The 17,974-nt window shown below is 46.2% G+C and carries 18 protein-coding genes; all 18 read right to left on the bottom strand.

Annotation, left to right across the window (positions count from 1 at the left end):
* Window position 1: 1 nt before the first annotated feature.
* The 18 genes from K8U60_RS12350 to K8U60_RS12265 all read right to left on the bottom strand — a co-directional run bounded on the left by K8U60_RS12350 (window position 2) and on the right by K8U60_RS12265 (window position 17,926).
* A complete protein-coding gene (locus K8U60_RS12350) occupies window positions 2-955 on the bottom strand; it encodes a dipeptidase (RefSeq protein ID WP_223639622.1) in 954 nt (317 codons plus the stop codon).
* Entirely contained in the window at window positions 956-1,678 is a 723-nt protein-coding gene (locus tag K8U60_RS12345; RefSeq protein ID WP_223639609.1) for a gamma-glutamyl-gamma-aminobutyrate hydrolase family protein, read from the bottom strand.
* Between the two features lie 140 nt (window positions 1,679-1,818).
* Complete coding sequence (dacB, locus tag K8U60_RS12340) at window positions 1,819-3,321, bottom strand: D-alanyl-D-alanine carboxypeptidase/D-alanyl-D-alanine endopeptidase (RefSeq protein WP_223639607.1); 1,503 nt, start codon at window positions 3,319-3,321, stop codon at window positions 1,819-1,821.
* 262 nt (window positions 3,322-3,583) lie between these two features.
* Window positions 3,584-3,853 carry a hypothetical protein gene (locus K8U60_RS12335; RefSeq protein ID WP_223639604.1) on the bottom strand — a complete coding sequence of 90 codons (270 nt, stop codon included), beginning with the start codon at window positions 3,851-3,853 and terminating at the stop codon, window positions 3,584-3,586.
* Between the two features lie 122 nt (window positions 3,854-3,975).
* Entirely contained in the window at window positions 3,976-4,899 is a 924-nt protein-coding gene (gene rbsB / locus K8U60_RS12330; RefSeq protein ID WP_223639601.1) for a ribose ABC transporter substrate-binding protein RbsB, read from the bottom strand.
* Window positions 4,900-4,912: 13 nt separating this feature from the next.
* Window positions 4,913-5,857 (bottom strand): ABC transporter permease subunit, encoded by a 945-nt coding sequence (locus K8U60_RS12325; protein WP_263298662.1) that lies wholly within the window; start codon window positions 5,855-5,857, stop codon window positions 4,913-4,915.
* On the bottom strand, window positions 5,838-7,340 hold the full coding sequence (locus K8U60_RS12320; protein ID WP_223639598.1) for a sugar ABC transporter ATP-binding protein: 1,503 nt from the start codon (window positions 7,338-7,340) through the stop codon (window positions 5,838-5,840). Before K8U60_RS12320 ends, K8U60_RS12325 begins: the two co-directional genes overlap by 20 nt.
* Window positions 7,341-7,358: 18 nt before the next feature.
* Entirely contained in the window at window positions 7,359-7,745 is a 387-nt protein-coding gene (rbsD, locus tag K8U60_RS12315; RefSeq protein ID WP_223639595.1) for a D-ribose pyranase, read from the bottom strand.
* The gene (rbsK, locus tag K8U60_RS12310) at window positions 7,742-8,623 is read right to left on the bottom strand and encodes a ribokinase (protein ID WP_223639592.1); all 882 of its coding nucleotides are present in this window, start codon (window positions 8,621-8,623) and stop codon (window positions 7,742-7,744) included. Before rbsK ends, rbsD begins: the two co-directional genes overlap by 4 nt.
* The gene (locus K8U60_RS12305) at window positions 8,620-9,603 is read right to left on the bottom strand and encodes a LacI family DNA-binding transcriptional regulator (protein WP_223639589.1); all 984 of its coding nucleotides are present in this window, start codon (window positions 9,601-9,603) and stop codon (window positions 8,620-8,622) included. The genes rbsK and K8U60_RS12305 overlap by 4 nt, the downstream gene beginning before the upstream one ends.
* 180 nt (window positions 9,604-9,783) lie before the next feature.
* Window positions 9,784-11,028, bottom strand: a complete 1,245-nt coding sequence (locus K8U60_RS12300; RefSeq protein ID WP_223639586.1) for a dicarboxylate/amino acid:cation symporter — start codon at window positions 11,026-11,028, stop codon at window positions 9,784-9,786.
* Between the two features lie 166 nt (window positions 11,029-11,194).
* Entirely contained in the window at window positions 11,195-11,569 is a 375-nt protein-coding gene (locus K8U60_RS12295; protein WP_223639583.1) for a rhodanese-like domain-containing protein, read from the bottom strand.
* An 85-nt stretch (window positions 11,570-11,654) separates the two neighbouring features.
* A complete protein-coding gene (locus K8U60_RS12290; protein WP_223639580.1) occupies window positions 11,655-13,058 on the bottom strand; it encodes an MBL fold metallo-hydrolase in 1,404 nt (467 codons plus the stop codon).
* A gap of 165 nt (window positions 13,059-13,223) precedes the next feature.
* The gene (locus K8U60_RS12285; RefSeq protein ID WP_223639578.1) at window positions 13,224-14,042 is read right to left on the bottom strand and encodes an enoyl-CoA hydratase-related protein; all 819 of its coding nucleotides are present in this window, start codon (window positions 14,040-14,042) and stop codon (window positions 13,224-13,226) included.
* A complete protein-coding gene (locus tag K8U60_RS12280; protein WP_223639575.1) occupies window positions 14,026-14,928 on the bottom strand; it encodes an NAD(P)H-dependent flavin oxidoreductase in 903 nt (300 codons plus the stop codon). Before K8U60_RS12280 ends, K8U60_RS12285 begins: the two co-directional genes overlap by 17 nt.
* Window positions 14,921-16,102, bottom strand: a complete 1,182-nt coding sequence (locus K8U60_RS12275) for an acetyl-CoA C-acetyltransferase (RefSeq protein WP_223639572.1) — start codon at window positions 16,100-16,102, stop codon at window positions 14,921-14,923. Before K8U60_RS12275 ends, K8U60_RS12280 begins: the two co-directional genes overlap by 8 nt.
* Entirely contained in the window at window positions 16,099-16,605 is a 507-nt protein-coding gene (locus K8U60_RS12270; RefSeq protein ID WP_223639569.1) for a TRAP transporter small permease, read from the bottom strand. Before K8U60_RS12270 ends, K8U60_RS12275 begins: the two co-directional genes overlap by 4 nt.
* Before the next feature lie 13 nt (window positions 16,606-16,618).
* The gene (locus K8U60_RS12265) at window positions 16,619-17,926 is read right to left on the bottom strand and encodes a TRAP transporter large permease (RefSeq protein WP_223639566.1); all 1,308 of its coding nucleotides are present in this window, start codon (window positions 17,924-17,926) and stop codon (window positions 16,619-16,621) included.
* Between the last annotated feature and the right edge of the window lie 48 nt (window positions 17,927-17,974).

Here is a 17,974-nt window from a genome sequence, read left to right as displayed (position 1 = left end):
CTTACATCCCAGGACGATGTTCCAGAAAGTTGCGGTATGCAAATCCTTCCACTTCCGCTTCTGTATAATGCTTCTGCAGCTCATTGATCAGGTTAGGGAATTCTGATGCATCCCCGAGTTCTGTAATGTGCGAAGAAATCCCATCAAAATCGGACCCGATGCCTATTTGGTGAATTCCACCCAAGGAACTGAGGTGATCAATGTGGCGAATCAAATCGGATATCGTCGCCTGTTCACTGTCATTATTGATAAACTGTGGAGCAAACACAACATCGATCATGCCATTGTTGGCAAACATCGCCTGAATTTGCTGGTCATCCAAATTGCGTGGGTGATCGCAAAGGGCCCGCGCATTGGAATGGCTGGCGATCGGATATTTCGCCAGCTCCATGACATCCCAAAATCCTTTAACGGACAGATGGGATACATCGGTGAAAACATGGTGGTCATTATTGAGGTGGACCACTTCTTTCCCGAGCACCGTCAAACCAGCGCCTCGCGGATCACCCACACCATCGGCGCAAAGATTGGCATTGTTCCAAGTCAAACCGATCGACAGAACACCTAAACGATAGAGATGGCGAAGTTTCGCTAAATCGTTTCCGAATGCATCCGCTCCCTCCAAAGTCAAAACCGCTCCAATTTCATCGGGCTTTAACAAGTCGATATCCTGCCAGTTTTTGATCTGCCTCATCAGCGGATTTTTCCCAAGAATCTCACTGTAGAACAAATCCACCTGTTCCAGCGCATGCTGCCATTTTTCGTCGGATGGGAATTCCGGATGGATGAAGACAGCAAAAAACTGCACTTTCACCCCTCCAGCCTGCAACCTTCCAAAATTGGTTTCCAGTTCATTTGACTGCCGGTAGTCCAATGCTTCGCCTTTGAACAGGGTATTTCGTTTAGCGATCTGCAGCTTCAACAACGCGTCACAATGCGTATCGAAAATCTTCATCTACTCATCCCCTTCTTCACGGCATGCTTCGATAAAGCCCGCAAAGATGCCAAGTGATGCCGAGTCTTTAGCCCGTGCCATGTTTTCCGGATGCCATTGCACGCCTAATGCGAAATGATGCTGCGTACTTTCGATTGCTTCCACAATCCCATCACTCGATATACCACTGATGATAAAGGGCTTCGGCACGTGCCGATTTGCCTGGTGATGACGGCTGTTCACTTTCATGCGTTGCACTCCTGTTAATCGGTGCAACAACGACCCTTCCGTTACGTCAATAAAATGAGAACCATGGAATCGCGGCGCTTTCTGCTGATGCTGCAGCAGATCGGCTTTTACTTGCGTTGTGATATCCTGATACATGTCACCGCCGACAGCGATATTCAAGATTTGCGCTCCCCGGCACACACCCAAAATCGGTTTTTTCAAAGCCAGTACTTTTTTTGCCAACTCCAATTCAAATGCGTCGCGCGACGGGATGATCACCCCAAGGTTCGGATGCGGCTCTTCATCAAATAAAGTCGGATCGATGTCATAGCCTCCAGCAAGGAACAACCCATCGATATGCTCGGCAATTTCCTCAATATCCGCTTCTTCCATTAAGTGCGGAAGCATGATCGGCAAGCCGCCTGCTGACACTATCGCTTCTGTATCGGCAAGTTCGATGCCGTATTCGTCACGTCCGAGTTCCAAAGACGCAGTAACTCCAATAATGGGTTTCATCTATGTATAGCCTCCTTTTATAAAAACTGAATATAATAAACATACAGAATTTGTTAATAGAATACCAGCTTATCTACGAAGTTTGTCGATTATGAATTCCATAATAAAAACGGGAAGCCTGTAGGCTTCCCGTTCTGGTCTTACCGTTCTTCACCTGATTCCGCAATTGCCGTGGCAATGGCGTCTTCGATTGGTGTGACTGATGCCAGGTCATTATTGATGATGATGGAAAAAATCAATGGCTTGCCGTCTTTGGTTGTGGCATAGCCAGACAAAGCGGATACAGCGGTCAATGTACCTGTTTTCGCTTTGACGTTATTTTGGGCTGCTGTTTCTTTCATCCGATTTCGCAATGTGCCACCGACAAATCGTTCTGCATTTCCCGCAACCGGAAGAGCATTCAGGTAGCTGCCGAACCAGGATTTGTGCTGGACTCCAAACAATAATTGTGATACTTCATTCACAGGAATCAAATTGACATGGGACATCCCAGAACCGTCACGCAGCAGAATTGTATCCGTGTTGACGCCAATTGTACTGGCTACATCCTCCATCACTTTCAACCCTGCTTCCCAGCTGCCTTCTCCTTGGGCGACGCGGCCCATTTCCTTGATCAATACTTCACCATGGCCATTATTGCTGAGCTTCATGAACGGAATTGAAAACTCTGCGAGCGTCATCGACTCATGCTCGAGCAATAGTGTACTGCCTTCGGGAGTTACGCCCATTTCCAGCGTATACTTTCCGGCCCACTCGATGCCTTCAGCAAGCAAAGCATTTTCAAACAAATCCAGGGCATAGCCTGAAGGTTCATCCACAGCAATCCATTCCCGCGTCCGTGAACCTTCCGCAGGGATATTCCCTTCAACTATTATTTCGTTGGTTCCGTGCTCACGGCTGATGGAAACTGTTTTGGGCTGGCCTGCCGGCACAGTTTGCGCCTGGTTCACGATGGTTACGTAATCCGTTTCAGGTGACATGGACACTTTGGGTTCTGCGCCTGCTGAATCGCCCGGATTCACTTCAACGATAAGCGAGCCAGCATCATAATCTTCATTGGGCGATGCAGTCAAAGCGGATACTTGTGCTCCGTAATAATAAACTTCGTCCTGCCAAGTGATATCCTCTGACAGTCGGACATCGTCGTACCAAGTATCATCACCAATCAGATCACCTTTAATTTTTTCGATCCCTTGGCTTTTCAGCTCCTGCGCAAACTGCTCAAAATCTTCCTGCAACAAGGTCGGATCCCCTTTACCCTTTAAATAGAGGTTGCCCTTGAGGAGCTTGCCTTTCAATGTGCCGTCCGTATGTATCTCGGTGGAGAACCGGTGGTCTTCACCCAAGGTTTCAAATGCTGCTGCAGCGGTGAAGAGCTTCATATTTGAAGCCGGTATCAACCGGGTGTCTCCAAAGTGATCGTAGATTTTTTCGCCTGTTTCCGCTTCCCTTATACTGACACCTGCCAAAGCGCCATCCAACCGTTCATCCTGCAGAATCTGGTTGATTTCGCTGACCAGCGGTGCATATTTATCGTCTGCCCCTGCTGTTATTTTTTGATCAGCCAAACGAATCGGCGAAACCGCTAACACTCCTGCCAATAATAAAAATACACTTCCTTTTAGAATTCTTTTGCCACTCATCATTCCATCCCCTATCCCATAATATGTTAAAGAATGTACCATACTCCCCTCTAGAGTTTTCAGTTAATTCATTAAATGAACCTTTAAACATAGAACTTTTTTATACTTATAGGAATATTATCCATTTAAATTTATTTATTTTTTACCAATTAATAAAACCCATAGCCTAATTCACCTACTCTATCTCATAGAAAAAGGTTCAGCGGAAACATCGAGTTTCCGCTGAACCTTTTCTTATATGTGTATTCTTATTGCCAGAGCGTCATCCGCCCCATTGCAAATCTGTTGTATAAAGCAGCCGGTCGCCTACAAAAATCCGACATTCCACTTTGCAGAAACACGATCCAATCGACACTTTGATTTCTTCATACTGGCCATCTTCGTTCTTCACTTTTCCAAACAGGCGGGAAGTTAAATGAAAACCAACCTGTTCATCCTGCAAAACTCCATCCACAAACAGTTTTTCATTGGTCCATGTATTGACGACACGGATTGTGTGCTCACCGTACTTCACTATCCATACATCTTTCATAACTTGACCTCCTGTTTCAGCTTTTGACAACAGTATAACAGAAAAAGACCACAGACCACTCAAGTCAGTCGAGTGTATCTGTGGTCCATTAAATGGTAACCGCATATCTATTCTTTATTCTCTTACTCCACCAATTCCAGCTCGACAGGAATCGATGCTTCAACTTCTTCGCCTTCAAGTGACTGGACTGCCGTTTCAACGGCCATTTCACCGATCATTTCGGGTTTTTGAGCAATGGTACCGTCTAACCGGCCTTCTTCTACAGCTTTAACTGCATCTTCGTTTGCGTCAAATCCGACAACCGCAATATCTTTTCTTGAAGCTTCAATAGCTTCAAGAGCACCTAATGCCATTTCATCGTTATGAGCAAATACTCCTGTAATGTCAGGGTTTGCCTGAAGAATGTTCTCCATGACTGATAAACCTTCAGAACGGTTGAAGTTCGCTGTTTGTTTAGCGACAACCTCAAGGCTGTCACCCGCGACATTGTTAAAACCTTCTCCACGCTCGCGTGCAGCTGAAGATCCTGAAACGCCTTCAAGTTCTGCAACCTGAGCACCTTCACCCACGATTGAAACCAAGTGTTCGCCTGCCATTTCACCGCCAGCGATGTTATCTGAAGCGATATGGGAAACCACTTCGCCGCCCGCAGCACTGCGGTCAACGGTGATGACCAGAATGTTTGCAGCATTTGCTGATTCTACTGCGGCCGCAACCGCTTCAGAGTCTACAGGATTGATCATGATCAGATCCACTTCCTGCTGGATCAAATCCTCTACATCACTTGCCTGCTTTGAAGCATTGTCCTGTGCATCCACTACTGTTAGTGTCGCACCAAGCTCTTCAGCTTTCGCTTCAGCACCTTCATTCAGTGTAACGAAAAATGGATTATTCAATGTCGAAATTGAAAACCCGATTGTGTAATCGCCGCTTGCTTCTCCGCCATCGCCACTTTCCTCTTCAGAACTTGAACCTGGAGCTTCCATTGAACAAGCCGCCAAAATCATCATTGCCATTAAAATGAACCCCAATTGCATTTTTTTCATTTTCCTGCACCCCTTATGCTGTTTTTTTACGGTCCAGAAGAACCGCTAATAATATGACTGCACCCTTCACCACTTGCTGGAAGAAGGACGGAACCCCAATCAAGTTCAAACCGTTATTCAGTACACCAATGATCAAAGCACCAATTAGCGTGCCGACGATCCATCCACGGCCACCGGTCAGGCTTGTGCCGCCTAGAACAACAGCAGCGATGGCATCAAGCTCGAACATTTCACCGGCAGTCGGCTGAGCCGAATTTAACCGCGATGTTAAAATCAGTGAAGCTAATGCTGCCAATAACCCAAGCAACGAATATACATAGATTTTGATGCGGTCTGCATTGATCCCTGATAAGATCGAGGCTTCTTCATTGCCGCCTACTGCATAGACACGGCGCCCGAAGGTCGTCTTTTTCAATATGAAATACAAAATTGCGAAACTGACGATCATGGTTACTACCGGAATAGGAATTCCAAGGAAATAACCTTTTCCAAGCATCTGGAACGTCAGGCTGTCGCCCAATCCTGAAATAGGGCGTCCGTCTGTGTAGACCAATGTCAAACCTCGATAAATGGTCATTGTTGCCAATGTAGCGATAAACGGCGCCACTTTACCTTTTGCAATAATGATTCCGTTAATTGCGCCCAGAACTGCCCCAAGCAAAAGCCCAAGCAACATAGCAAAAATCGGATCTACCCCGCTTGCCATCATTCCAGCCGAAACAGCTCCAGTCAAAGCGAGAGTCGCCCCGACGGATAAGTCGATGCCTCCTGTCAGAATGACGAAAGTCATACCGAAGGCGATCAAAGCGTTGATGGAAACCTGCCGAAGGACGTTCATTAAATTGGATACCGATAAAAACCCTGGATTTAAAATGGTGATAATCACGATAATGAGGATTAATCCGATAAATGGAGCGATTTTTTGTAAAATTGATTGATTATTGGTCTTCAACTGCAAGTTTTCCACCTCCTGTAGCAAAATGCATAATTCGTTCCTGTGTCATTTCGTTTTTCGCTAAATCAGCTGTTATTTTTCCTTCGTGCATCACCAGGACGCGATCAGCCATGCCGATCACTTCCGGCAGTTCTGAAGAAATCATTAGAATCGCCACACCACGCTCAGCCAGTTCGTTGATGATGGAGTAAATCTCCTTTTTCGCACCGACATCAACTCCTCGTGTCGGTTCATCCAAAATCAGCAATTTCGGTTCAATGCCAAGCCATTTTGCAATCACCACTTTTTGCTGATTTCCGCCGCTTAAGGATTTCGCTGCCTGGTCAGGGCCGGATGTACGGATGCCGAGGCGTTTGACCATCGTGTCGTAAAGCTGGCGTTCCCTGTCTTTAGAAATCAAGCCGTTTTTGGATATGGCCGCAAAATTCGTCATGCTGACATTTTCCTCAACTGTAAAGTCGACAACAAGCCCTTCTGATTTCCGATCTTCCGTGACATAGCCGATGCCCATTTCTTTGGCTTTTTTTGGCGTATCAATTCTGACTTGTTTGCCGTCGAACTCGATCGTACCACTGTCCAGCTTCTTGTAGCCGAACAGCGATTGTGCCACTTCTGTACGTCCCGCTCCCATGAGCCCTGCAATGGACAGCACTTCACCTCTTCGGAGTTCAAAAGAAATATCTTCGAAACAATTTTTTCGGCTTAGGCCTTTAACAGCCAGTTTGATTTCACCGATTGTCGATTTCCGTTCCGGGTAACGTTCTCCCAGCTCGCGGCCGACCATCATTTGAACAATTTCATCGAAGGAAGTTTCGCTTATTTTTCGCTCTCCGACAAATTCACCATCGCGTAAAATGGTAATTCGGTCGCAAAGAGAAAAGATCTCTTCCATTCGGTGAGAAATATAGATGAAAGAAACACCGCGCTTCTGGAGGTCCCGGATGGTTTTGAACAAATTATCGATTTCACGGTCTGTCAGCGCTGCCGTGGGCTCATCCATGATGATCACTTCTGCATCCACTGACAATGCTTTGGCAATTTCTAAAATCTGCTGTTTGCCGACTGACAAGGAACTGGCAGGATCAGCAGGATTGATATCAAGACCCAGGTCAAGCAGAATTTGGCGCGTCTTTTTTTCCATCTGCTTGGTTTTCAATATTCCGGTGCGGCCAATGGTTTCTTCCCGCCCGAGAAATAAATTATCCGCAATCGACAGGTGAGGCAGGATGTTCAATTCCTGATGGATGACTGCAATGCCTGCCTTTTCAGCTTGTTTTGGAGAAGTGAAATGGACTTTTTCGCCTTTCACTTCAATCATTCCTGAATCACGTGTGTAAATTCCGGACATCACTTTCATCAAAGTTGATTTGCCGGCGCCGTTTTCACCCATCAAAGCATGGATTTCACCTTTTTCGAGAGCAAAATGGACGTTTTTCAATACTTTATTGCCACTGAACGATTTGGAGATATCGGTCATTCTAATCATTGGATTCACCTGCCTTTTTTAAAAAATAACGCCAGATCGAAGGACAATATTAGCGTATGGTGTCGCTTCCCCTGTACGGATGATCAATTTCGCCTGTTTGGTGAGTTCTTTCAGTTCATCATGTGTTAGATAGTCTGCTGTCATTTTTTCCAGGATCGCTTTTTCAACTTGAGGATTGCTGGCTGTTATTTCCCGGGCAATGAACGCCGCTTCTGCTTCGAAGTCAGCCAGTACAGCTTCCAGGATAGTCAGAAAGGCAGGCTTCCCTATCACATAAGACAAGTCCACACATGGAATGTCTTTTGGAATCGGCAAACCGCAGTCCGCAATCACCAGAAGATCCGTATGTCCAAATGACGCCAAGGCTGACGCTATGTCACGGTTGATGATGCCATGTTTCTTCATGGACGGCCACCTGCTATTCGCTCAGTTACAGCTGTCCGTTCCGGCATGCCTCCCTGGGCGCCGAACTTCTCTACGGACAAGGATGCAGCAGCATTCGCAAAACGCACAGCTTCTTCAAAAGCCTGCCCTTCTGACAGTGCTGAAGCAAGTGCGCCGTTGAAGGTATCACCGGCTCCAGTGGTATCAACTGCTTTTGTAGGAAACCCTCCAACGAGGACATGTTTTTCTCCATCATAGAACTGCGCACCCTTTTGTCCGAGCGTCACTACAAGACGGTTTGGATATTCCTCTAAAGCTGCTTCCCAATCGCCGCCAAAAATTTCTTCTGCTTCCGTTTCATTGGGCGTCAGGTAGGTGCAATAAGGCAGAAGTTCAGCCGTAAATCCACTTGCCGGTGCTGGGTTCAAAATAGTGGGAACGCCTTGTTGATGGCAAATCTCCAGAGTCCGTTGAATAACAGGAATCGGCATTTCCAATTGCATCATCACCAAGTCGCTTGCAGCGAGTTGATCCGTTAACGCGTCGATTTCTTCCGTTGTGACGCTATGGTTTGCTCCTGGCACCACGATTATGCGATTATCGCCTTCGGACAGAAGAATATTGGCGATGCCGCTGGCACCATCAATCTGTTTGACGTGCTCTACTTGAATCCCCTCTTCTTTCAACCCTGCCAACAGCTCACTCCCGAAGGCATCCTGCCCAACAGCTCCGATCATATGGACACCGCTCCCAAGCCTTGCAGCTGCCACCGCCTGATTGGCGCCTTTGCCGCCAGGAACTGTCGTATAAAGGTTCCCTAAAGCTGTTTCTCCTTGTTTTGGAAAACGGTCTGTTTGTACGACCAGATCCATATTGATGCTGCCTACTACTGTTATCATTCCAACACACTCCTTGTTGTTCCACGAATGACCAATTTCACGGGAACTTCATAAAAACTTTGATCGATTTTTTTGTTTTCAATTTGTTTGATCAGGACACGGGTTGCAACTGCGCCCATCTTATAAACATCCTGAGCGACTGTCGTCAATCCGGGCGACAGCATCTCGCCCATTGCCACGCCATCAAAGCCGACAATCTGCAAGTCATCAGGTACGTGTTTTCCAATCGTACTTGCCGCTTTTAAAGCACCAGCCGCTGAAACGTCACTGCTGGCAAAGATGCCATCGATTGTTGGATCCGTCTCTAATGCACGTTCCACAATCTTCTGTGAATCAGCGAAGTGGAAGGGGCTGGTCACTACTCGGTAATGCACATCCGAATTTTGAATTGCTTCCATAAACCCTTCATATCGGTCGTTCGCCGGATTCAATTCTTCAGGTCCTCTGAGGAACAGGATATTTCGGCATCCTCTTTCCAGCAAAGCATTCGTCCCCATGACCGCTCCTTCTCTGTTGTTTGAGGAGACAGTCGGAATTTTCTCGTTGATCGCCCGGTCAAGTGCCACAATCGGCACATTGGCATTGGCATAATGCGGTGCATCAAGCTGATTGGACGTCACGATAAAACCCGCAATGTATTTTTTCTTTAAAGTTTCAATATAGTTCTTTTCTTTTTCGGGATCTTCATCCGAATTGCACAGCACCACTGTGTACCCATAAGTCAAAGCCACATCTTCAACGGCCCGCGCAAGTTCCGGAAAGAAAGGGTTGGTGATGTCCGGCAAAATCAAGCCGATTAAGTTCGATTTCTTCGTATTCAATGAACGCGCGACCGGATTCAACTCATATTGCAGTTCTTCAACTGCGGCGGTTACTGCTTTGGCAGCTTCTGTACTGACGTATCCACTGTCATTTAAAAACCTGGAAACCGTAGCCACGGAGACCCCTGCTTTTTTCGCTACATCTTTAATAGTGGTCATAAAAAACGACTCCGTTCTCTCCCTGATGTGTAACCGGTTACACATAATATATATTGTTAAGGTTTTGTTGTCAATGTGAACATTTTCCAGTTGTTTGAATTTTTTTTGCATGAAAATCCGTGTTTTCTGCTATAGATAGACAAAAAGGATTCCCGCATCGCTGCGAAAATCCTTTTCTCATTAAGCGTTCATATTTTCCATTCGTAATTCTCTATCTTTTTCAGTTTCCGCCACATAAACTGCACATGCCGCATCTCCTGAGATGTTTACTGCCGTACGCGTCATATCCAATAAGCGATCGATTCCGATTACAAGACCAATACCTTCTGGCGGAAGACCCACACTCCCCAATACCATGGCCAGCATAATCAATCCAACGCCTGGCACACCTGCTGTACCAATGCTTGCCAATACGGCGGTGAGAACGACTGTCGCAAGATCTACTGCAGATAATTCAATGCCATAAGCCTGGGCAATAAACATTGTTGCAACCCCTTGCATAATAGCAGTTCCGTCCATGTTGATCGTAGCACCCAGAGGCTGTACAAAAGAACTGACAGACTTAGACACGCCTAATTTTTCTTGCGCCACTTCCATTGAAATCGGCAAAGTCGCTGTACTGCTCGATGTACTAAATCCGACGCTCATTGCAGGAGCAAAGTTTTTAAAAAACCAAATTGGGCTTTTCTTCGCCAGAAATTTAATGGTTCCCCCATAAGTGAAGATTGCATGAACCAAAAGAGCTGCCAGAATAACGAGCATATAAGAACCCATCGCTTTCATTGCTGAGAACCCCTGAGATCCTACAGCCGTTGCGATTAAGCCAAATGTGCCGTAAGGAGCGAATTTCATAACAATGCCCACCAGGTACATCATGACGTCATTGCCCTGTTCAAACAAATGAACTAGACCTTTGGTTTTTTCTCCAAGAGCCGTCAAAGCCAAACCAATGAAGACAGCAAACACGATGATCTGCAGCATATTGCCTTCCCCTAAAGCTGCAATTGGATTTGTTGGAATCATATTCAACAACGTTTCTCCGACAGATGGTGCTTTTTCTGCTTCAAACTCCGCACTTGTCAGATCAAAATCGCCGGCAAGTCCAGGCTGAATAACAGCCGCCAACGACAACCCAATTAAGATTGCAATAGTGGTGGTCACAAGAAAATAACTGACCGTCTTAATGCCAATCCGCCCTAATTTAGCCGGATCGCCCAACCCTGCTGTTCCCAGAATGATCGAAAATAGAACAAGTGGAACAACCAGCATATTAATTAAACTTAAAAATATTTGGCCAAGCGGCACAAATAAATATGTATTCAACGCTTCAAATGAGCCGGACGCAAATAAGTTGATCAATAGTCCAACTACTGCTCCCAACACAAGTCCAGTCAGTACTTTTGCTGTCAATCCAGGTTTTTTCATTCATTTCCCTCTTTCGTTTCTAGACATAAAAACATTTTATAGGAAAGTATATATTGGTGACAAGCTTTAAGTGATTCACCGAATCTACTGTGTTTTCAAAATAAAATCACTATTTTAAAATACAATAAACCTGTGTAAACGGGAATCCGTTTACACAGGTTTAAGGTTAACAGCATGCGGTATGCATTTTGTCTTTACGGTTTTCGTTCATTAAACTATAGCTGGCCACATTGAATCCTTTTTGATGGAGCAGGCGGGCTGCTAAATTTTTTTCCAATTGATTTTCTGCAATCAGGTGAATCGGCTTTTTCGGTATTTCCTGATAGCCTCTGGTAAAATAGGAAATCGGCAGATTAAAGGCCTCAGGAATCGGCTCTTTATCGGATACATTATAGGCGCGGACATCCAGCAATGTGTATAAGTTGCTGTCCACACGATCCAGCTGCTCCGGTTTGACTCCATGAACCGGAACATGTCTTTTATAAGCTCCATAGGCCACCATCGAAACTGGGACCCCAATCAGCATTATACTCGTTATCATTTTATTTCTCCTTCTATAATATATGAGGTGCATATAGTTTTATACCTGGAGATTTTACACAGCCTAGTGTTGAATATCAAAAAAATTAAACCGTCATTTCTTCTTTCCATTTTGAATAGCCACCGGTCAGGTTCACCAAGTTGTCGATCCCATTCGCTTTGAGGATGCTGGCTGCAATTGCAGAACGTGCACCTGCCTCACACTGAACGATTACTGTTTTGTCTGTCTCGACTTCTTCCAGACGGTTCTTCAATGTACCGATCATAATATGGCCGGCTTCTTCAATATGGCCTTCTTCATATTCAGTTTGGCTCCGGACATCCAATACATAGCCTTCTCCATCTTCAATGAGCTCTTTAGCCTGTCCCGGTGTCACGTTTTGGTAGGTATCCAAATGCTCTGCTTCATTGATCGTCTTCGAAACATCGGCATAGCCTGCTGCATGATCGATGCCGATGGAATGCAGAACCTCAAGAACCTGATCCAAGGATTCCGGCTCCAGCAACAGATAAAGCAGCTTTTTATAATCGGTAATCCATCCGGCCCAATTGGCAAAAGATTTGTTGAACGGAATATTGATTGTTCCTGGAATATAGCCATTGCTGAATGAAGGGGCAGAACGCAAATCCAGAACCTGGTGGCCATCAGCAATCAATGCCTCAAGCTCTTTGACTGAACTGATAACTTTCGGCTCCGGGAGATCTTTCACTAGTTCCACACCTGTTTTATTCACAGCTTTCATGACCGCAAAATAATAAGGCGGTTCTGGTTGTCCATCCAACAGTTCTTTTTGGAATGCTTGTGCATCATCATACTGCAATGCCCAGTTGAACAGCTTCTCATAACCGACAGTAGTCGATGGCACAGCGCCGAGTGCTTTCCCGCAGGCACTTCCTGCTCCGTGGGCCGGCCATACTTGAAGATAGTCCGGTAGCTTTTTAAAGCGTTGAAGTGACTCGAACAACTCTTTTGCCCCCGCTTCAGAAGTCCCCTGTATGCCTGCCGCCTTTTCGAGCAGGTCAGGTCTTCCCACATCGCCGACAAATACAAAGTCTCCAGTGAAAATACCCATTGCTTTATCCGCTGAACCGCCACGGTCCGTCAATAAGAATGAAATGCTTTCAGGCGTGTGGCCCGGTGTATGCATCACTTCAAACACCAGATTGCCGATTTTGAACTGGTCGCCGTGCTTCAGTAATTGATGATTCAGGTGATCGATATTCTGATATTTCCAATCCGCATCGCCTTCATCAGACAAATACAAGGTGGCTCCGAAACGATTCGCCAATTCACGCGAACCTGAAACAAAGTCAGCATGGATATGCGTTTCAAGCGCTCCGACAATATTCAGATTTTCTTTTGCTGCGAGCTCTTCGTAGGCTTCAATATTGCGCATCGGATCTATTACCACTGCTTCCCCGGTCGCCTGGCAACCTACTACATATGAAGCGTGCGCTAAATTTTCGTCATAGAAATATCGTAATAACATCTCATCAATTCCCTTCAGCATTTTTTTATTAACCTCAATATACCACCAGGGGTATACAGAGTACACTATTCTGCTTATGGAGAAGCAACTTGCGCTTATTTGCAAAAAAAAGTTGGATCCGAATGCCACTTTCATGACATTTGGATCCAACTCTAGTTTGATTTTTTACTTTTTCTTCTCAAAAAACTCCGGCAATTCACTGGCCTTCATCGGGAATTCTGCTTTGCGCTTGTCGACAAATGACTGGATGCCTTCATCCGCATCCGCATTCTGACCAGCCCAGTGCAGAAATTTGGATTCAACCAAATGGGACTCAAGCGGATGATCCTGCCCCAACATCTTCCACAGCAGCTGACGGGTAAAGCTATTTGAAGTGGCCGCTGTGTTTTCGGCAATTTCCCGAGCAATTTCATAAGCCTTAGCGAGTGGATCTTCTGATTCGTATTGCATCAACCCGGTTTCCACTGCTTCGGCAGTCGGTATGTAACGGCCGGTCAACGTCCATTCGAGCGCTTTGCCGATTCCCACCACTCTTGGCAGGAACCAACCCGAGGCCGCCTCGGGACCAATACCGCGCCGGCCGAAGACAAAACCAATCTTCGTGTCTTTTTTGACAATCCGAATGTCCATCGGCAAAGTCATTGTCATGCCGATTCCGACAGCCGGTCCATTGATCGCTGCAATGATCGGCTTGTTGACTTCGTATACTTGAAGGCTGACCTGGCCGCCGAGGTCCCGGTACTCATCGGAGGATTGCTCAGAGGAGAAAGTCGAGCCCCCTTCCGACAAATCCATACCTGCGCAGAATGCCCGGCCGCTGCCAGTCACCACAATGACACGCACGCTGTCATCGTCATTGACTTCCCGATAGAAATGGAGCAATTCCTCATTCATTTTTTCGGTATAAGCGTTCATGTTATCGGGACGATTCAAGGTTAATGTCAGAATTCCGTCCTGAAGCTCGGTTTTAATCGTTTCGTACAAGCCCAGCCACCCCTTCCTCATATTCAGCAAGCAATTGGTCCACAATTTCCTTCGTCGTCTCCCGTTTAGTGATGGTGGTGACTCCGTGGCCAGCCGACCAGATATCCCGCCAAGCTTTGGCATTCACCAAATGCGACAGATCGATTTCGTCTTTCGGCTTCAAGGTTTTCGGATCGATTCCCTGCTTCACTAAGCTGGGAATCAGCACGTTGACCGGCACTCCGCTGAAAGAATCGGTATAGAGAACATCTTCCACGGACGAGTCGATGACCATCTGCTTGTACTCTTCCGGCGCGCTGCTTTCTTCCGCGGCTAGAAAACGTGTACCCATATAGGCATAATCGGCTCCCATCAACTTAGCTGCAGCCACATCCGCTCCTGTAGATAAAGAGCCGGACAAAATAATCGTTCCGTTATAGAACTTTTTGACTGCTGCAATAAAAGCGAATGGATTTATTGTGCCGCCATGCCCTCCCGCTCCTGCACAAACAAGTATCAGGCCGTCCACTCCGCTGGAAGCTGCTTTTTTCGCGTGGCGGATATTGGCGACATCCGAATAGACCAGCCCCCCATACGCATGCACAATCTCGATGACATCGGTCGGAGAACCAAGAGACGTGATGACAATCGGTGGTTCGAATTGGCGGATCAATTCAAAATCCTCTTCATAGCGTTTATTCGAGCCGCGGTGGCAGATGAAATTGACTGCCCAGGGCTTTTCTCCAAGAGACTCCTTTACTTCTTTCAGCCATTCGGCACAGGTTTCGATCGGACGCGCATTCAATAGCGGAAACGACCCGATCACCCCTGCATTCGATGCTTCAATAACCATTTTAGGTGTTGACACCAAGAACATCGGTGCCACAATGACCGGCAGCTTAAGCATGTTCAATCACCACCGCAATTCCCTGGCCTCCGCCAATGCACAGACTGGCCACTCCATATTTTCCGCCCCGGCGCTTCAGTTCATATGCCAAAGACAATAATACCCGCGCACCGCTCGCACCGACCGGATGGCCCAAGGCAATCGCACCGCCGTTGACATTGACCCTTTCACGGTCCAAACCGAGCTCTTTCTCCACCGCCAAATATTGTGCCGCAAAGGCTTCATTCAGTTCAAACAAGTCAATATCATCAAGCGTCAATTCAGCCCGCTCCAATGCCTGTTTAATGGCCGGCACAGGTCCGATGCCCATGATGGTCGGATCCACTCCAACCACTCCCCAGGATACAATACGTGCCATCGGCTTGAGGCTATGCTTTTTCACCGCTTCTTCGCTAGCCACGATCAAAGATGCCGCTCCGTCGTTTATACCAGAAGCGTTGCCTGCCGTAACCGTCCCATCTTTTTTAAACGATGGCCGAAGTTTCGACAAAGCCTCCTGATTGGCATCCGGCTTGATGTGTTCGTCTTTATCAACCACGACGACGCCTTTCCGCGTTTTCACTTCGACACCGACGATCTGTTCCGCAAATGCACCGGATTCCGTTGCCCGGGCCGCTCTTTGATTTGATTCCACAGCAAAAGCATCCTGCTCCTCGCGTGAAATATCATATTGTTCCGCCAGTTTTTCTGCGGTCATTCCCATCCCGCTGCCCGTATACTGGTCTGTCAATGTTGCCGTCAGCATATCATCAAATTGCAGATTGCCCATTTTTGACTTGCTGAAGCGCTGGTCAAAACTGGAGTACGGGGACATCGACATATTCTCTGCACCTCCCGCCAGCACCAGGTCCGCCTCTCCCAACAAAATATGCTGGGCTGCCGTCACGACAGCCTGAGCGCCTGATCCGCACAAACGGTTCAAAGTCAGAGCTGGCACTTCCTTCGGTATCCCCGCTTTCAAACCGATATGGCGAGCGATATAAGCAGCATTCAAACTGGAGTGAATGACATTTCCGTAAAAAACATGGTTGATGTCCTCCGCTTTGACGTTCGATCGCTTCAAGGCCTCCACTGCTGTAGCCGCTCCAAGTTCAGTAGCATCCGTATTGGCGAATGACCCGCCGAATCCTCCAAAAGCCGTTCTTGCTCCATCTATTAAGTAGACATTATTCATATTCCAACTTCCCCTTCCTCGACTCTAGGTTTTCTGAAGAACCTTAAAATGACTTCTAATAGAACAAATAAAAACCCAATGGGCACTAAGAAATAAATAGGCCAGACCGAGACTAAGCTCCCTCCTAATGGGACAGCCATCTGGCTTTCAAAACCTGACATGGCGAACAGGAATCCATAATAGGTCAATAGAGTAAAAACGCCCAAATCAATAACAAGAATCAATATGTCATTGAACTTCTGAAAAGCTTTTGGCGTTTTTGCAATTATTTCTGACAGCCTCGGCAAAACACCTACCCAGTAGACATAACCCAATGCTGGAAAGATGGCCATGGGCATCAGGAAAAATTGAACGATTTCATAAGTTCCAGAAATCGGGCTTCCAAAAACGTTCCGCATAAAAACATCTGCTACAATAATCAACATCATCAGAAAAATGGAGATACCACTAAAATATTTTCCTGCACTTCGAAAAATACTATTTATCCTTTCCAAAATCACCATGCTTTCACCTTCCTTATCTCATCTGGCTTGGTAACCAAGTCACTAATTCCGGGAATGCAATCAATAACCCGATTACAACTACTGTTGCGACTACTGCAAAAACAGTCGAAGTTTTAAATAGCCGCTCAATAGGAATACCGGACACTCCTCCAACTGCATATACGCTGATTCCAACTGGAGGTGTAATCATTCCAACTGTACAGACAACCGTTAGCATAATCCCAAACCAGAGAGGATCTACAGCAATTGTCTCCAATATAGGCGTAATGATCGGCACAGTCATCAGAATAACCGCCACTCCCTCGATAAACATAAATAGGAAGAAGTAGAAGACCATTATAATAATTATGACTAAAGTTGGCGTTTCAAGAAGAGGCCCCAATAAATCAATGATTTTTCGAGGTACCAGAGACAACGAAATAAATCTTCCGAAAAGTGAGGCACCGATAACAATGAACATAGCCATAACTGTAATTTTTGTTGTTTCAACCAAGGAGGTTCTCAGAAAATCCAAATTCAGTTTCCCCAGTAATGCAGCCATGATTAAGGCTATAAATGCACCTACAGCGCCTGCTTCCGTAGGAGAAAAAATACCAAGGTAAATTCCTCCGAAAATAGAGATGCCCATCAATGAGCCAAGAATCGTTACCACAATATAACGGGAAACCGGCACGTCATCGCTGACAAATGTTTTTGAAGCAGCATTCAGTGCTTCCCGATTCATCCGCAAATAGAAGATTGCAACTACAGAAAAGACCAGCATAAGCAAAAGGCCTGGGATGAGTGCCGCAGTAAACAAAGATCCAATTGATATTTGCGCCACCACTCCATACAGAATCAGAATGACACTCGGAGGAATGATGGCAGAAAGCGAACCGGCTGCGGCTGCAATCGTTCCAGCCAAGTGGTCCGGATACCCTCTTTTTTGAAGCTCCGGCACAGCAATCTGTCCGAGCGCAGCAGAAGTTGCCGTTCCAGATCCGGATACTCCACCCAATAACCCTCCCAGCAGAATGGTCATCACGCCCAAAGGTCCTGGCCTTCCACGTGATATGGTATACATCAAACTGTACAAATCTTTGACAATGCCGGCCTGCATGACAAATTGGGCCATTAAAATGTACAGTGGAATTGTAGTCAATGCATAGCTGGCTGTTCTGGTGAATGGTTCATTCTGCAAAAAACCACTTAAAAGATCCATCCCGCCAATCAGAAAAATCCCTAATATACCGATTGAAAACATTAAGGAGCTGATATATTGGCCAGCGATCAAAAAATAAAGAAAAAGAACAAGCGAGATGATAATTATAATATTTTCCATAGACAAGTTCCCCCTAACTTTAAAAAAAGAGCACAGAGGCTCCTGATT

Source organism: Planococcus circulans, from assembly GCF_020023385.1.
Lineage (GTDB): Bacteria > Bacillota > Bacilli > Bacillales_A > Planococcaceae > Planococcus.
Note: the sequence above shows the minus strand (reverse complement) of the source record. Positions and strands in the feature narration are given on the sequence as shown.

What these genes read in the sequence shown, in the direction of transcription:
- K8U60_RS12320 (WP_223639598.1), bottom strand. Translation starts at nt 7,340, where the DNA reads ATGATTAGAATGACCGATATCTCCAAATCGTTCAGTGGCAATAAAGTA.
- rbsB (WP_223639601.1), bottom strand. Translation starts at nt 4,899, where the DNA reads ATGAAAAAAATGCAATTGGGGTTCATTTTAATGGCAATGATGATTTTG.
- K8U60_RS12350 (WP_223639622.1), bottom strand. Translation starts at nt 955, where the DNA reads ATGAAGATTTTCGATACGCATTGTGACGCGTTGTTGAAGCTGCAGATC.
- rbsK (WP_223639592.1), bottom strand. Translation starts at nt 8,623, where the DNA reads ATGATAACAGTAGTAGGCAGCATCAATATGGATCTGGTCGTACAAACA.
- K8U60_RS12265 (WP_223639566.1), bottom strand. Translation starts at nt 17,926, where the DNA reads ATGGAAAATATTATAATTATCATCTCGCTTGTTCTTTTTCTTTATTTT.
- K8U60_RS12280 (WP_223639575.1), bottom strand. Translation starts at nt 14,928, where the DNA reads ATGCTTAAGCTGCCGGTCATTGTGGCACCGATGTTCTTGGTGTCAACA.
- K8U60_RS12305 (WP_223639589.1), bottom strand. Translation starts at nt 9,603, where the DNA reads ATGACCACTATTAAAGATGTAGCGAAAAAAGCAGGGGTCTCCGTGGCT.
- K8U60_RS12270 (WP_223639569.1), bottom strand. Translation starts at nt 16,605, where the DNA reads ATGGTGATTTTGGAAAGGATAAATAGTATTTTTCGAAGTGCAGGAAAA.
- rbsD (WP_223639595.1), bottom strand. Translation starts at nt 7,745, where the DNA reads ATGAAGAAACATGGCATCATCAACCGTGACATAGCGTCAGCCTTGGCG.
- K8U60_RS12300 (WP_223639586.1), bottom strand. Translation starts at nt 11,028, where the DNA reads ATGAAAAAACCTGGATTGACAGCAAAAGTACTGACTGGACTTGTGTTG.
- dacB (WP_223639607.1), bottom strand. Translation starts at nt 3,321, where the DNA reads ATGAGTGGCAAAAGAATTCTAAAAGGAAGTGTATTTTTATTATTGGCA.
- K8U60_RS12290 (WP_223639580.1), bottom strand. Translation starts at nt 13,058, where the DNA reads ATGTTATTACGATATTTCTATGACGAAAATTTAGCGCACGCTTCATAT.
- K8U60_RS12275 (WP_223639572.1), bottom strand. Translation starts at nt 16,102, where the DNA reads ATGAATAATGTCTACTTAATAGATGGAGCAAGAACGGCTTTTGGAGGA.
- K8U60_RS12295 (WP_223639583.1), bottom strand. Translation starts at nt 11,569, where the DNA reads ATGATAACGAGTATAATGCTGATTGGGGTCCCAGTTTCGATGGTGGCC.
- K8U60_RS12345 (WP_223639609.1), bottom strand. Translation starts at nt 1,678, where the DNA reads ATGAAACCCATTATTGGAGTTACTGCGTCTTTGGAACTCGGACGTGAC.
- K8U60_RS12335 (WP_223639604.1), bottom strand. Translation starts at nt 3,853, where the DNA reads ATGAAAGATGTATGGATAGTGAAGTACGGTGAGCACACAATCCGTGTC.